Origin of the sequence: Veillonella sp. CHU740, assembly GCF_003992055.1 — a bacterium.
In the GTDB taxonomy this organism is placed as follows: domain Bacteria; phylum Bacillota; class Negativicutes; order Veillonellales; family Veillonellaceae; genus F0422.
Genome location: NZ_RQVD01000002.1, coordinates 77,449 through 92,114, shown reverse-complemented (window position 1 = coordinate 92,114; position 14,666 = coordinate 77,449). Strand labels below are relative to the sequence as shown.

Genomic DNA, 14,666 nt, shown 5'->3' with positions numbered 1-14,666 from the left:
CATGATTTTATGTAATAGCAATAATTATAAAAAATTATTAAAGAATTTACTTAGTATTAAATATATGATAAGCTATAAATATAACATAGTGTTCTATGATTTTTTGAACAAGTGGTTCAACATTGTGAAGATTGATACATGCAGTAATGCTAGGAGGTCCTATTATGAAAGCACCGTTACGTTACGATTTTTCCTCATTTGCTACTGAGGCAGCTGCGATTTGTCCTGACAGAGTGTTTACAGACTTTTTACACCGCTATGCCTATGGTGTAGATGCATCTTGTTATTCCTATGTGCCAGAAGTTGTGGTGAAAGCAAACAATGAAGCAGAAGTGGTTCGTTTATTAGAATTGGCGAATCGATATGGTACACCAGTTACATTTAGAGCAGCAGGAACTTCTTTATCTGGTCAAGCATCCAGTGATAATGTATTAATTGTTGCTAATGATGGATTTAAACGGATGGAAGTTCTTGATGGTGGCAAAGCGTTGCGTTGCGACTGCGGTGTTATTGGCTCTGATGCAAATGAAAAATTACTTCCTTACGGTCGTAAAATTGGTCCCGATCCAGCTACTATTGCCAGTGCATTAGTAGGTGGTATTTTCAATAATAACTCCTCTGGTATGTGCTGTGGTACCGTAGAAAACTCTTATCAAACAGTGAAATCTGTTCGTGTAGTACTAGTGGATGGCACTATTTTAGATACCAGCGACCCAGCTAGTGTGAAATCCTTCTTAACATCTCGTGCAGATCTTGTGAAAGGTTTATTAGATCTTCGCCAATGGATTTTTGATGACCCTGAATTAGTGGAATTAATCCAACGCAAATTTAAAATTAAAAATACAACAGGCTATTCCATTAATACATTAGTTGACTTTGAAGATATCGTAGATATTTTGAACCACATCTTCATCGGTTCTGAAGGTACATTAGGCTTTGTATCTGAAGTGGTGTATAACACAGTAGAAGACAAAAAATTCAAAGCCTGTGGTCTTGTATTCTACAAAGAATTATCCGATGCATCTCGTGCGGTTGTTACCTTAGCTAACATGGGTCGTAAATACGTTGTATCTGCGGAAATGATGGATTACCTTAGCTTGAAGAGTGTACAAAACCTTGAGCAAGTGCCTGATTTCGTACGTGGGGTACCTGAGGGAACTAGCTGTATCTTGTTCCAATCTGAAAGTAATAATGAACAAGAATTAGCTGAACAAGTAGAATATATTAAAAATCAATTAAAAGATATTCCAACTATTATTCCGAGCTTGTATTCCACAGATCCAGCAGAATATAATTCTTGGTGGTATATCCGTAAAGGCTTGTTACCAATCGCCGCTGGCCAACGTAAATCGGGCTCTACAGTTATTACCGAAGACGTATGCTTTAAAATCGAAGACTTCGTAAAAGGTATTGAAATGATCACTGAATTGTTCCATACCTATGACTTTATGGATAATGGTATCATCTTCGGTCATGCTTTAAGTGGTAACGTACACTTTATCATCACTCCAGATTTGAATGATCCTAGAGAACGAGATAATTTCAGTGGCTTAGTGAAAGAAATGGCTGAGCGCGTGGCAGCCCTTGAAGGTAGTATCAAAGCGGAACACGGTACTGGTCGTATGGTGGCTCCATTCGTAGAATTAGAGTGGGGTGTGAAAGCATACCAAGTAAATCGCCGCATCAAAGAATTATTTGACCCTAATTATTTAATCAACCCTGATGTTATCATTACAGATGACCCAGATGTATATAAAAAGAACCTAAAAGCGATGGCAGCTATCGATCCATTGTTCAATATGTGTATTGAATGTGGATTCTGTGAGAAAAACTGTCCATCTAAAAATATTACATTGACCCCTCGTCAACGTATCTCATTAGTTCGTGAAGAAACTCGTCTCCGTCAAGAAGGTAAACATGCAGAAGCAGATGCATTGGCAGAAGGTTATCAATATTATGGTGTCGACACATGTGCGGCATGTTCTATGTGTTCTATGTTATGTCCACTAGGTATTGATACAGCACAAATTGCTTTATCTGTTCGTAAAGTGACTGCAAAAGGTCATGGTATTGCAGAAGCAATTTATGACAACTTCCCAGCAACTTTGGCAGCAGCTCGTATGGGGGTTACATTAGGTGGTGCAGCTGGTAAAGTTCTGACTCAAAAATTAATTTCTAAGATTACTAAAGGAGCTCATGAATTAACTGGAATTACTCCATATGCACCTACTACATTGCCAAAAGCTAATCGTCATACATTAAAAAATCAACGTAATACAGTAGGTAATGATAATGTAGTTTACTTCAGTACCTGTGCTAACCGAGCATTTAAACCAAATCAAGGTCAAAAAGATACTCGTAGTTTACAACAAGTTATGGAAAACTTATGTAAAAAGGCTAATTACAATGTCATTTATCCACCTCATATTGAAAACTTATGCTGTGGATTAAGTTTTGAAAACTATGAAGATATTGATAAACGGGCATTGCGTGATTTAGAGAATGCTTTGTTAGAAGCAAGCTGTGGTGGTGTGTATCCAGTGGTTATTGATCATTCTGCTTGTTTCTCACATGCCTTAAAACATATTAAATCGGTAACAATTTTGGATGTATCTGAATTCTTATATACACATATTGTGCCACGATTAGATATTGTGAAATGTAAAGAACGTGTTATTGTTCACAAACAATGTAAAATTAAAAAAGTGGGTAAAGAAAAATACATTGAACTCATTGCTCGTGCATGTACAGATCAAGTATTCAATATTAAATCCTTTGCATGCTGTGGCTTTGCAGGTCAAAAAGGTTTCTTTACACCGGAATTGAACCATTCCGCTACACGTGATTTAGGGGATGAAGTAAAAGAATACGGAGCGACTCTAGGAGTAAGTTCTAGCTCCACATGTGAAATTGGATTAGGAGAGCGTGCAGGTATTCCATTTATTGGTATTGCGTACCTGTTAGATGCATGCTCTAAATAATTGATACGATACAATAGAATAGTCATTCATGAAAGGCAGTTCCTATGGGGCTGCTTTTCTTTATGTTATTATGAAAGTCATGGAAGAACTATTGATACAACGAGTAGTAGGATTAAAAAATAGGATGGGAATAGAGATAATGCTTTGATATAATATATATATCTGATATTTTGTCAGTATAGATAAAGGAGATATAATGAAAGTATGTAAAAAGATGTTACTATTAACAGCTGTGATAGGACAAATCTACTTTGGAGCTCTTGCTATGGATGGTGTAGCAGATAATGAGGTGAGCGGTATCACTGGAACTAGTAATATGGAGGAAGGAACAAGTTACTATGCTGGTACTGCAACTCCTTATGATATAAGATACCCTTGGTACGATTTTAATTTGGATAGACCAAACAGTAAATTTGCTAAGATTGCACCTAAGAAAGTCAGTGAGTCCAATGAGTCCAATGAGTCCAATGAGTCTTCTCCTGCTATAGAAACGCACCGCTATGGGATGGATGCTATAGAAAATGAAGTGAAACGTGTACATCCCTTGTGGGAGAATACAAGATACTACACACCGAAAATAGCTTGGGAATCAGGCGGAACAGAACCTTTAGAGCAAATTAGCATACATAAAGAAGAAGATTATTTTCACTTCATTACATATGGATTAACAGAATTGCATGATAAAGAGAGTAAGGACCAAACAAAAAGTGGATTTGGTACAGAATTAACATTAAAATTAAAACGTGGTGAATATAAAAATCAATCAGAGGAACAAAAAGAACTGCTTTATATAGTGTTGCTTTTACAGAAGTTTGCAAAATATATTATACAAGAAAATAGTATAGTAAAGCCTTATGAAGATACTTATTTAGTGAAGGGTAGTTCTTTAAGGAAAAATATCGGTATAGATATTGCAGGTACATCTAACATTGTTGCATTTATTACAGTTCCCGATAAGGACTTACTATCTCTTGAAACACCCTATGGTCGTGTGGACTTCATTGCACTGATTGGTATTACAAAAAAAGAGTTACAAGCGATTAGGAACCGAAAGATTACTGAAAAAGAATTGTATGAAAAACTTGGCACTGATGTGACAAGTTATAATCGAAAGTCAGTGATATAGTTACTCTGAATGGCAACTTTCATTGCTATATCAAGCAATGTATGATACAATAAACTCATCTTTTGAAGATAAGAACAACAATCAAATACACGAGTCTTTGAGGCAAGGTGCGAGGGAAACCTCAATTCCTGACCGGCGGTATAATAGTCCGCAAGCTCTTAGGAGCAGATCCGGTGGTATTCCGGAACCGACAGTAAAGTCTGGATGGGAAAAGACAGTATATTGGTAGCTATATATAAGCTATCAAATATTTGGAATGCTAAAGGGACTATGTAGATAGTCCTTTTTTTGTGTAGAGGTGAGCCGATGACACACATGACAACTGATGAAAAATATATGGCAAAAGCTATTGAATTAGCTGAAAAAGCAAGAGGATGTACTTCGCCGAACCCTATGGTAGGTGCAATTATCGTAAAAGATGGTCGCATTATAGGTGAAGGATATCATCAAAAAGCGGGAGAGCCTCATGCGGAGGTGTATGCCTTACATCAAGCAGGTATGGATGCTAAAGGTGCGACCTTATATGTCACGTTAGAGCCATGCTCGCATTATGGTAAAACACCACCTTGTGCAAAACGGGTGATTGCAGCAGGTATTTCACGAGTGGTGATAGGTATGATTGATCCCAATCCATTGGTAGCAGGTAAAGGATTACAAATGTTACAAGAGGCCGGAATTTCTGTGGAGGTTGGCGTTTTAGAACGGCAATGTGTAGAAATGAATGAAGCTTTCATTACCTACATCAAAACAGGAAAGCCTTTTGTAATTTTAAAATCTGCTATGTCTATGGATGGAAAAATAGCTACTGCTAGCGGAGAGTCAAAATGGATTACAAATGAGGAGGCTCGTATTGATGGCCATCGTATACGAAAAGAAGTAGATGGCATGTTAGTAGGCGTCGGAACAATTATGGCAGACAATCCATTATTGAGTTGTCGTTTACCACAAGAAACTGTAGAAATTCAACCGCATCTATATATCTTAGACTCCCAAGGACGAACTCCATTAGATGCTACAATTTGGACTGTACCGAATCGTTCAATTACTATCTTTGTGGGTGAAGATTGTGGGTTAGAGCAAATGGGTGCCTTTAGTGACAAAGGGGCGGAAGTCATTGTGACACCATCTAATGAACGAGGCTTAGATATTTCTTTTATATTGGAGGAGTTAGGCGCTCGTCAATGTATGAGTATTCTCATTGAGGGTGGTAGTCAAGTTATGGCTAGCTTTGTGGAAACGAAGTCTTTTGATAAATTGGTAACCTATATCGGTAACCACATTATCGGTGGCATAGGTGCCACGCCTGCAGTAGGTGGTTTAGGGTTTTCCACCTTAGCAGATGCCGTACAATTAGATATCCACGAAGTGATGTCTGTAGGGGATAATATGAAGGTTATTAGTTATCGAAAAGAAAGAGAAGGTGTCTATGTTTACGGGGATCATTGAGGAGATTGGCACGATACATAGTGTGAAGCGAACTCAGAACTCTCTTACATTAGAAATTTCAGGCACCCAGATTTTTGATGATTTGAAAATTGGAGACTCTGTAGCTGTTAATGGTGTATGTTTAACGGCAACAACCATTGGAGCTAATCGTTTTACTGCTGATGTCATGCCAGAATCTGTAAAAATGACTACCTTATTGAATCTTTCAGCAGGCAGTCCAGTGAATTTAGAACGGGCTATGGCTGCTAATGGTCGTTTTGGTGGCCACGTAGTAGCAGGACATGTAGATGGACAAGGAAATATTATCGAAAAAGACCATGTAGGTAATTCCATTGTATTCCGTATTACTACATCTCCTGATATTTTGCACTACATTATATATAAGGGATCTATCACAGTGGATGGAGCTAGTTTAACAGTATCAAAGGTAGGGCAAGGATGGTTTGAAATTTCCATTATCCCTCATACAATTGGAAATACTATTTTACAATATGCTTCTATTGGTACAACAGTGAATTTAGAAACAGATATTTTTGGTCGTTATATTGAACACTTTATGAAAGGGCCTCAAGAGGTGCCGACTAAAGGTGGAAAGGTAACGATGGATACATTGTTAAGTAACGGCTTTTTATAGAAAGGATGATACAAATGTCCTATACATTAAACTCTATTGAGGAAGTAATTGAAGATTTAAAAGCAGGAAAGCCTGTCATAATCGTTGATGATGAAAGCAGAGAAAACGAAGGTGATTTAGTGTTTGCTGTTGAATTTGCCACTAGAGAAACGATAAACTTCATTATTAAAGAAGCGCGAGGATTGCTTTGCACTCCTATGCTAGAAGCAGACTTGCTTCGTTTAGGTATTTCGCAAATGGTTGAAAAGAATACAGATAATCATGAAACTGCGTTTACTGTATCTGTAGACTATATGGACACGACCACTGGCATTTCTCCTGAAGAACGTGCTATAACGATGCAAAAGCTCATTGACCCTAATGCAAAACCAGAAGATTTTAGACGCCCTGGGCATGTATTCCCATTGCGCTATAAAGAAGGTGGCGTATTGGTTCGTCAAGGTCATACAGAAGCTTCTATTGACCTTTGCAAATTAGCCGGTTTATATCCAGCAGCAGCGATTTGTGAAATTACCAATGATGAAGGCTATATGTCTCGAATGGATGATTTGATAGCGTTTAGTAAGAAGCATAATTTAAAAATTGCTTCTGTGGAAGCCTTAGTGGAATATAGAAAACGCCACGACAAATTGGTGAGTATTGCTGCAGAAACTAAGTTGCCTACCAAATTTGGTGAGTTCCGCATCATTATATTTAAAAATGAAGTGGATCACAAAGAACATCTGATGATTGTAAAAGGTGATGTACGTGGAAAATCTGATGTGTTGATGCGCATTCACTCTGAATGTTTAACAGGTGATGTATTTGGGTCTCATCGTTGTGATTGCGGCGAACAATTAGAAAATGCATTACGCTGTATAGAAGAGCAAGGAGAAGGCATTGTTATCTACATGCGTCAGGAAGGTCGTGGCATAGGTTTAACGAATAAAATCAAAGCTTACACATTGCAAGATCAAGGTTATGATACAGTGGAGGCTAACGTAAAGCTAGGTTTCCCTCCTGATATGCGTGAATATTCGTTGGCTGCCCAAATGCTTCGCGAATTAGATGTGAAAAGTGTTAAGTTATTAACGAATAATCCTGAAAAGAAAGAGGATTTAGAGCGTTGGGGTATTACTGTATCTAAGCGCGTTCCTATTGTGATTAAAGCTAATAGTATCAACGCTAAGTATTTGAGCACAAAGAAAGAAAAAATGCGTCATATATTGTAATATTGTTTGAAATACTATGTATGACTAATAGTATGATGAAACGTTTGATGCCATAGTTAACTATATTGAAATTGATAAAGGAGATATACAATGATTCAAGAAGGTAAATTGATAGGTACTGGTAAAAAGTTTGCGATTATCGGATCTCGTTTTAATGAGTTTATTACATCTAAATTAATTAGTGGTGCTAAAGATGCATTGTTACGACACGATGTACAAGATAGCGATATTACTACAATCTGGGTACCAGGTGCATTTGAAATTCCTCTAATTGCTCAAAAAGCTGCTAATAGTGGAAAATATGATGCTGTGATTTGTTTAGGTGCTGTTATCCGCGGAGCAACGACTCATTATGATTATGTATGCAATGAAGTAGCTAAAGGGATTGCACATGTATCCTTAGAATCTGGCGTACCTGTGATGTTCGGTGTAGTTACTACTGAAAATATTGAACAAGCCATTGAACGTGCTGGTACAAAAGCAGGAAATAAAGGTTTCGATTGCGCAATGGGTGCTATCGAAATGATCAATCTATTGGAGTCTATGTAGAAAGAAGGATATCCGTGGATTTTATTAAACGTTATACAACAGCAGAAGGACTTAGACTTTCCATTGCTGTTACAACAGATACAGTAGAAGAGGCGAGAGTTCGCCATGATTTATGGCCGGTGGCAACAGCGGCTCTTGGTCGTACTATGACGGGAGCTATGTTAATGGCCAGCGACTTTAAAAATGATGAAAATGTTAGTATTCGTTTGCGTGGCGATGGCCCGTTGGGAATTGTTCATGTAGATGCATTTAACAATAATACAGTTCGTGGCTATGTAGATCATCCACATGTGGATGTACCATTGCAACGAGCAGGTAAATTAGATGTGGGGGCTGCTGTAGGACGTACAGGGGAAGTGCAAGTTACACGATTTACGAAGCTACGACAAAATTATACGTCTCAAAGTCCGATTCAAACAGGTGAAGTAGCTGAAGATTTAGCCTATTATTTAGCTATGTCTGAGCAAGTAGGGTCCGTTTTAAGCTTAGGAGTCTTAGTAGATCCTGACTATCATACAATTGTGGCTGGTGGATTCTTAATTCAAGCCTTACCAGATGTTACGAATGATGCCTTTGACATGATTGAAGCTAATTTAAAGACAATTGGCCCTATTACAGAATACTTAACAACACATCCTAATGCAGAACAATTAATGGAGAGAATCCTTAAAGGGTTTACTGTACAGGAAGTGTATAGTGAAAAAGTACATTTTGAATGTCCATGCAGCCGAGATAGATTCTTCGATCGTCTAGCTAGTTTACCAATGGATGATAAAAAGGAGCTTGCTCAAGACGAGGTAACTGAATTAACATGTCATTATTGTAATGAAAAGTATCATTTTTCCAAAGAGGATATGCAAACATTATTGATTGAAGATGTGCACTAATATGAATAATCTCTACGGAGGGAACAAGTATGAAAAGCATTGAATGGAATGGAACAGAAGTCATCATCTTAGACCAAACCAAATTACCTACATCTGTGGAATACTTACATTGTACAGATTGGAGGCAGGTAGCAGAGGCTATCAAAATGCTCCGTATTCGAGGTGCACCAGCGATTGGTGTATCGGCTGCCTATGGATTGATTTTAGCCTTCCGTGAAAGTTTTCATCGAGGTGGATCTAGTGTAGAAATTCTAACGGAGTTTAGAGCTTTTGCGGAAACCTTACGTCAAACTAGACCTACAGCCGTTAATCTGATGTGGGCTATCGACCGGGTATTACAAGTGGTTGATACTTTTACAGGTGAGATTAATGAGTTAGATGAAATTCTTGTTAAGGAAGCGATTGCCATTGATACAGAAGATGTAGCCTTAAATGTGAGCATGGCAAAACATGGTGCTACTTTATTTCAGGATAAAGAAAACTATCGTATTTTGACTCATTGTAATGCAGGAGCCCTGGCTACTGCTGGCATTGGGACTGCCCTAGGAGTGATTCGAGAAGTACATGCACAAGGACGACTAGAGCGTGTGTATGCAGATGAAACACGACCACTATTACAAGGGTCTCGTCTGACTGCTTTTGAATTGCATCAAGATGGTATCCCTGTGACATTACAGACGGATAATATGGCCGGTTATGCTATGCAACAAGGTTTAATTGATGCAGTTATCGTAGGTGCTGACCGAATTACGTTAGAAGGAGACGTGGCCAACAAAATTGGTACGTATAGTGTAGCTGTATTGGCAAAGCATCATAATATTCCTTTCTATGTAGCAGCACCATATAGCACATTTGACTTTTCTATGGAAACAGGGAACAATATTCCTATTGAAATGCGTAATCCTCAAGAAGTGCTACAATTTCAGGGAGTTCCTTCTGCACCACAAGATATTGAAGTATTGAATCCTGCGTTTGATGTTACACCTCATGAACTAGTAACAGCTATCATCACAGAAGAAGGAGTATTACGACCTCCTTTCATAGATAGTATTCGTGGTTTACAAGAAAAGAAAATGAAATAGGAGTATAGCATGGTAGATTTAGTCATTACACATGTAGATGTGTTACAAGGAAATACGATTATAAGAGATACTGCCATTGTAATTGACAATGGATATATCAAAGATTTTGTACCTAATACAGACGTACCACAATCTAAAGAAGTCATTGATGGTAAAGGTATGTTAGCTACGCCAGGTATGGTGAATACACATACGCATATTGCAATGGGATTGTTGCGTAACTATGCTGATGATCTAGAATTAATGGACTGGTTACAAACTGCGATCTGGCCAGCAGAGGCAAAATTGAATGATCATTTAGCCTATTGGGGTACGCAATTAGGTATTGCAGAAATGTTCCGGTCTGGTACAACTTGCTTTAGCGATATGTATTTCTTTATGGATCAAACAGCAGAAGCAGTGAAAGAAACAGGTATTCGTGCCGTATTATCCCGTGGCATGGCAGGTGTAGCTCCTACGGCAGAACAAGCATTAGTAGAAAGTAAAGAATTGTTCTTAAACTATCATGGGTATAATCAGGGTCAAATTAAAGTGATGCTAGGGCCTCATGCTCCTTATACGTGCCCAGATGACTACATAGAAAAAGTTGTGAACCTAGGCCAAGAGTTAGGGGCTCAAATTCATATGCACTTAAGTGAAACTAAAGGTGAAGTAGAGAACGTCATCAAAGCAACAGGTAAAACTCCAATTGCTCATATGAATGACTTAGGATTATTTGATTTAGGCTGCTTAGCTGCTCACTGTGTTCATGTAACGAATGAAGATATGGATATTATGAAGGAAAAAGCAGTTCGTGTAGCACACAACCCTCAATCAAATCTAAAATTAGCCAGTGGTATTGCACCAGTTCCAGAATTACTTGCTAAAGGAATTGTAGTAGGTTTGGGGACAGATGGTTCAGCTAGTAACAACAATGCAGATATGCTAGAAGAAGTTCGATTAGCGGCGATGTTGCATAAAGCACGTTTATATGATCCATTGGCTATACCTGCTCAGACTGCATGGGAGTTGGGAACTGTGATGGGTGCAAAAGCATTAGACTATGATGATCTTGGTGTATTAGAGGCTGGGTATCGTGCCGATATCGTTCTTTATGATACATCAGGCTTACATTGGCAACCTCGCTACAATGACGTAGCCTCCTTGGTATATGCTGCGAATGCTTCTGATGCAACTACCGTTGTTGTAGGCGGCAAAGTGGTGATGAAGGATAAAGAACTATTGACGATTGATGAAGAAAAATTACGTCATGAAATTAAAGCAGCACAAGCTATCTTTCAAGTCTAGTAGAAGTCAGTATGAAAGTGTATAATAAAACACTATTAGGTTTGAAGTTATTTCTTCCTAATGATTCCTTTCATAGTGTTGTTATAGCTATATAATTTATAAGCGAGGTCTAATAGGCCTCGCTTTTAATTGACAAAAGATTTCATTTATATTATGATAATCATGTTGATTTAACATTTTGTAAATTTGAGTAACAAGTGAGCAAGTGCTCAACATATAGTATTCGGATAAGTTCCATTTTCCTTAGGGAAGATGGATTTTTTTGTTGGGAGGAAACCAATGCGACGGTGGAATACAGTAGCTTGTGTCTCTGTTTTATGTGGATTGCTAGTCGTATCAGGGTGCTCTTGGACTGGAGATACTCCAACTGCAGTAAGCCAAGAGGCATCTACGAGAACAGAAATTGACAAAACTGGAACCTCAGTGGTTATGCCAGCTCATCCTAAACGGGTAGTTATATTAAATACGGCTAATATTGATATGTATTTAGCGGTAGAAGGTACAATTGTAGGGCGTATGGATGCGGCGTCTCTCACAGGAGATTTACGTGAAAAGGTTAAGGATATTCCTTCAGTAGGGAATACATATAATCCAGATATAGAAAAGATTATTAGTCTACACCCAGATTTGGTGATTGGTATGAATATAGCTAACCATATCAAACTTCGTGAAGCCTTAACAGCTGCGAATATACCTTTATATATTAACGATTTGGATTCTTTTGAAGATGTTAATCGGTCCTTGCAACTATTCGGTGAGCTTACAAATCATCCAGATATAAGCAAGATACAAATAGAGAAAATCAATACTGTATTTGAAAACTATCAAGCGAAAATAAAGGATAAGCCGCACCCTAAAACATTGTTATTACTGGGTACACCAGGTAATTTAAACGTTAGTACAGATCATTCTTTTAGCGGTAAATTGTTAGATACATTAGGTGCCGATAATATTGGTAAATATATGAAGAGTGAAGCGCCTTATGTGCCATTGAGTTTGGAATTTATACAGGAACAAAATCCTGAGCGAATTATTTTTGTTGTTATGTATCCAGACCCATCGATTAAGGAATCCTTTTTGAAAGAGATGCAGTCGAATCCAGCATGGCAACATGTAAAAGCTGTAGAAACGGGACAGATCCACTATGTGCCGGGTGGTTTATTTGCATTGAATCCTGGCACAAGAATTACAAACACATTGGAACTAATGTATAACGCATTATATGAATAATCATAATGGAGGAGAAAGATTATGAATACACTTTTAAAGGCATCTCTATACGGAGCAATTTTTAGTAGTTTGTTGGCACCTGCTTACGTAGCACAAGCTATGGATAGTAACGATAACCATACAGTTGTAGTTACGGCCTCAAAGCGGGCAGAAACAATTAAAAATAGTTCTGCTGCTGTACAAGTTGTTACTCAAGAAGATATGAAACGCTTAGGCGCAGATAGTGTTCAAAGTGCCTTACAATTGGTTGATAATATTAATTTATCAGAAGCAGGAATGACTGGTAATCAAGTGATGATTCGGGGGATGGAATCTCGACACTCTTTGGTTCTTGTGAATGGCCGTCGTTTGGCAGGTGAAGATGCATCCAATACGACAAACGTATATACATTAGGACGTATCAATCTAGATCAAGTAGATCGCATTGAAATTGTACGTGGATCTTCCTCTGCATTGTATGGATCCGATGCAATTGGCGGTGTCATTAATATCATTACTAAACAGCCGACAAAAACTTCTCAAACAATCGGCATTTCAACGGGGACTAAACGTGAACAGGCGCATTATTCTTATGCTAGTGGTAATCAAGGCAATTGGAATGTGACTTTCAATGTGAATGCCACTAAAGAGCGTCCTATTAACCGCCATATGTCTGACAAGACGTTCAATGAAAGAACAAAACAATTAACTGGCTACACAGAAGGATATCGCCGTATTATGCATGGTGATAAACAATCCTACAACGGAAGTGTAGAATATAGTTTTAATAATAGTAATAACAATAAACTAAAGCTAGATGTAAGTTATTATAAAGAAAAGTTGCAAACAGATAATGCAAATCGCTATTCTACTGTATTCCACAAAAGTGGAATGGTCTTTGCAGCAGCCCCAAAAATGGTACCTGTCAATTTGAATAAAACAGAATATTTTGATAATAAGAGTGTACAAACGGGTATTATTTACAGTGGTAAAACCAATAAAAACAATTATGAAATAGGAGCTTATTATAGTCAATTAGATAAAAATTATCTAATGACAGATGACCGTACTTTACCTGAAGGTGTTATCAATGTGATGATGCCAAGCAAACCACCAACACCACCAACAACATTGAAGTTTAATTATCAGTCCTTATATCCAGCTCATGATTATGATGCATCAAAATATAAAACCTATGTGGTAGAGGGTAAAGATACGATGTATGTAGGAGACCACCACAATGTAACATTTGGTGGTGAATATCGTTATGTATCGTATGAAGGCACTCGCCTAGGCGGACTAGATGGACACGGAGCAAAACAAATCAAAGGATTCCACTATGATTCTTGGGCTGCCTATGGGGAAGATTTATGGGAAGTAAATAAAAAACTTTCCTTAACTCCTGCTATTCGCTATGAACACAATAGTCAATTTGGTGATAATGTGACACCTAAATTAGGGGCTGTCTATGCATTCGATGGAAATACTCGATTAAAAGTAAACTACGGTAAAGGTTATAAAGCACCAAGTATTTCTGAAATGTATTTGAATATGTTCCACACTACGCCTATTGGTGTATTGAACATTGTGGGAAATCCTAACTTAGAACCAGAAACATCTACTTCCTTTGATGTATCTGTAGAAGCGGAACGTGGTCGTACATTTGGTAAAGCAAGTTACTACCATAGTCGTGTAAGTAATCTGATTGATAGCCATAAGGTTGAGTCTAGCGTAGCTGGTGTATCACAACGTCATCAATACTACAATGTAGGTAAAGCAAAAATCCAAGGTTTAGAATTTAGTGTAGGTCATAAAGTATCTGACCGTATCACTGTAAAGGGAACTTATAGTCATATTGATGCTAAAGATATGACAACTGGTGAGCGTTTAGGTAACCGTCCACGTTCAATGAGTACATTACAACTCATGTATGATGATCATCAACCAGATGGATATAGTGCCGTATTATGGGATACTTTCACCTATAAATATGGGTTTGATGCAGCGCGAAACCGAGGCGAAAGTGTACATAATGAGTATTCCTTTAACACATTGAACTTCAGTGTGAACAAAAAATGGAATAACGGACTGTCTGCATATGTAGGCATCGACAATCTATTGAATCGACAAGTTCCGGAGTTATACCTTGATGGTCGCATGTTCCGTATTGGTATGGAAATGAAATTGTAAGATGAATTCCTAGAAACTATAGGGGAGTAGGCTTGACAAATGAAGGTCTACTGCTTATAATATC

11 protein-coding genes and 1 riboswitch are annotated in these 14,666 nt (G+C 37.9%); all 11 genes read left to right on the top strand.

The window, feature by feature from the left end:
- Positions 1–164 precede the first annotated feature (164 nt).
- The 11 genes from EO115_RS01790 (at position 165) to EO115_RS01740 (ending at position 14,602) form a co-directional block, all read left to right on the top strand.
- Positions 165–2,981, top strand: coding sequence for an FAD-binding and (Fe-S)-binding domain-containing protein (locus EO115_RS01790; RefSeq protein WP_126937282.1), 2,817 nt, complete (start codon positions 165–167; stop codon positions 2,979–2,981).
- Between the two features lie 196 nt (positions 2,982–3,177).
- Entirely contained in the window at positions 3,178–4,107 is a 930-nt protein-coding gene (locus EO115_RS01785; RefSeq protein ID WP_126937281.1) for a suppressor of fused domain protein, read from the top strand.
- Positions 4,108–4,196: 89 nt separating this feature from the next.
- Positions 4,197–4,327: riboswitch (FMN riboswitch) on the top strand.
- A gap of 95 nt (positions 4,328–4,422) precedes the next feature.
- Positions 4,423–5,553 (top strand): bifunctional diaminohydroxyphosphoribosylaminopyrimidine deaminase/5-amino-6-(5-phosphoribosylamino)uracil reductase RibD, encoded by a 1,131-nt coding sequence (gene ribD / locus EO115_RS01780; RefSeq protein ID WP_164724032.1) that lies wholly within the window; start codon positions 4,423–4,425, stop codon positions 5,551–5,553.
- The gene (gene ribE, locus EO115_RS01775; RefSeq protein WP_126937374.1) at positions 5,534–6,187 is read left to right on the top strand and encodes a riboflavin synthase; all 654 of its coding nucleotides are present in this window, start codon (positions 5,534–5,536) and stop codon (positions 6,185–6,187) included. Before ribD ends, ribE (EO115_RS01775) begins: the two co-directional genes overlap by 20 nt.
- Before the next feature lie 14 nt (positions 6,188–6,201).
- Entirely contained in the window at positions 6,202–7,398 is a 1,197-nt protein-coding gene (locus tag EO115_RS01770; RefSeq protein ID WP_126937279.1) for a bifunctional 3,4-dihydroxy-2-butanone-4-phosphate synthase/GTP cyclohydrolase II, read from the top strand.
- A gap of 90 nt (positions 7,399–7,488) precedes the next feature.
- On the top strand, positions 7,489–7,947 hold the full coding sequence (gene ribE, locus EO115_RS01765) for a 6,7-dimethyl-8-ribityllumazine synthase (protein ID WP_126937278.1): 459 nt from the start codon (positions 7,489–7,491) through the stop codon (positions 7,945–7,947).
- Positions 7,948–7,961: 14 nt separating this feature from the next.
- Complete coding sequence (gene hslO / locus EO115_RS01760; RefSeq protein ID WP_126937277.1) at positions 7,962–8,834, top strand: Hsp33 family molecular chaperone HslO; 873 nt, start codon at positions 7,962–7,964, stop codon at positions 8,832–8,834.
- A gap of 29 nt (positions 8,835–8,863) precedes the next feature.
- On the top strand, positions 8,864–9,916 hold the full coding sequence (gene mtnA, locus EO115_RS01755) for an S-methyl-5-thioribose-1-phosphate isomerase (RefSeq protein ID WP_126937276.1): 1,053 nt from the start codon (positions 8,864–8,866) through the stop codon (positions 9,914–9,916).
- Positions 9,917–9,925: 9 nt separating this feature from the next.
- Positions 9,926–11,203 (top strand): amidohydrolase, encoded by a 1,278-nt coding sequence (locus EO115_RS01750; RefSeq protein ID WP_126937275.1) that lies wholly within the window; start codon positions 9,926–9,928, stop codon positions 11,201–11,203.
- 279 nt (positions 11,204–11,482) lie between these two features.
- The gene (locus tag EO115_RS01745) at positions 11,483–12,433 is read left to right on the top strand and encodes an ABC transporter substrate-binding protein (RefSeq protein ID WP_164724027.1); all 951 of its coding nucleotides are present in this window, start codon (positions 11,483–11,485) and stop codon (positions 12,431–12,433) included.
- 21 nt (positions 12,434–12,454) lie between these two features.
- Complete coding sequence (locus EO115_RS01740) at positions 12,455–14,602, top strand: TonB-dependent siderophore receptor (protein WP_126937273.1); 2,148 nt, start codon at positions 12,455–12,457, stop codon at positions 14,600–14,602.
- The last annotated feature ends 64 nt before the right edge of the window (positions 14,603–14,666 follow it).

Coding starts and splice junctions, on each gene's coding strand:
- mtnA (WP_126937276.1), top strand. CDS start 8,864: ATGAAAAGCATTGAATGGAATGGAACAGAAGTCATCATCTTAGACCAA.
- EO115_RS01790 (WP_126937282.1), top strand. CDS start 165: ATGAAAGCACCGTTACGTTACGATTTTTCCTCATTTGCTACTGAGGCA.
- EO115_RS01770 (WP_126937279.1), top strand. CDS start 6,202: ATGTCCTATACATTAAACTCTATTGAGGAAGTAATTGAAGATTTAAAA.
- EO115_RS01785 (WP_126937281.1), top strand. CDS start 3,178: ATGAAAGTATGTAAAAAGATGTTACTATTAACAGCTGTGATAGGACAA.
- EO115_RS01745 (WP_164724027.1), top strand. CDS start 11,483: ATGCGACGGTGGAATACAGTAGCTTGTGTCTCTGTTTTATGTGGATTG.
- EO115_RS01740 (WP_126937273.1), top strand. CDS start 12,455: ATGAATACACTTTTAAAGGCATCTCTATACGGAGCAATTTTTAGTAGT.
- ribE (WP_126937278.1), top strand. CDS start 7,489: ATGATTCAAGAAGGTAAATTGATAGGTACTGGTAAAAAGTTTGCGATT.
- EO115_RS01750 (WP_126937275.1), top strand. CDS start 9,926: ATGGTAGATTTAGTCATTACACATGTAGATGTGTTACAAGGAAATACG.
- ribE (WP_126937374.1), top strand. CDS start 5,534: ATGTTTACGGGGATCATTGAGGAGATTGGCACGATACATAGTGTGAAG.
- ribD (WP_164724032.1), top strand. CDS start 4,423: ATGACAACTGATGAAAAATATATGGCAAAAGCTATTGAATTAGCTGAA.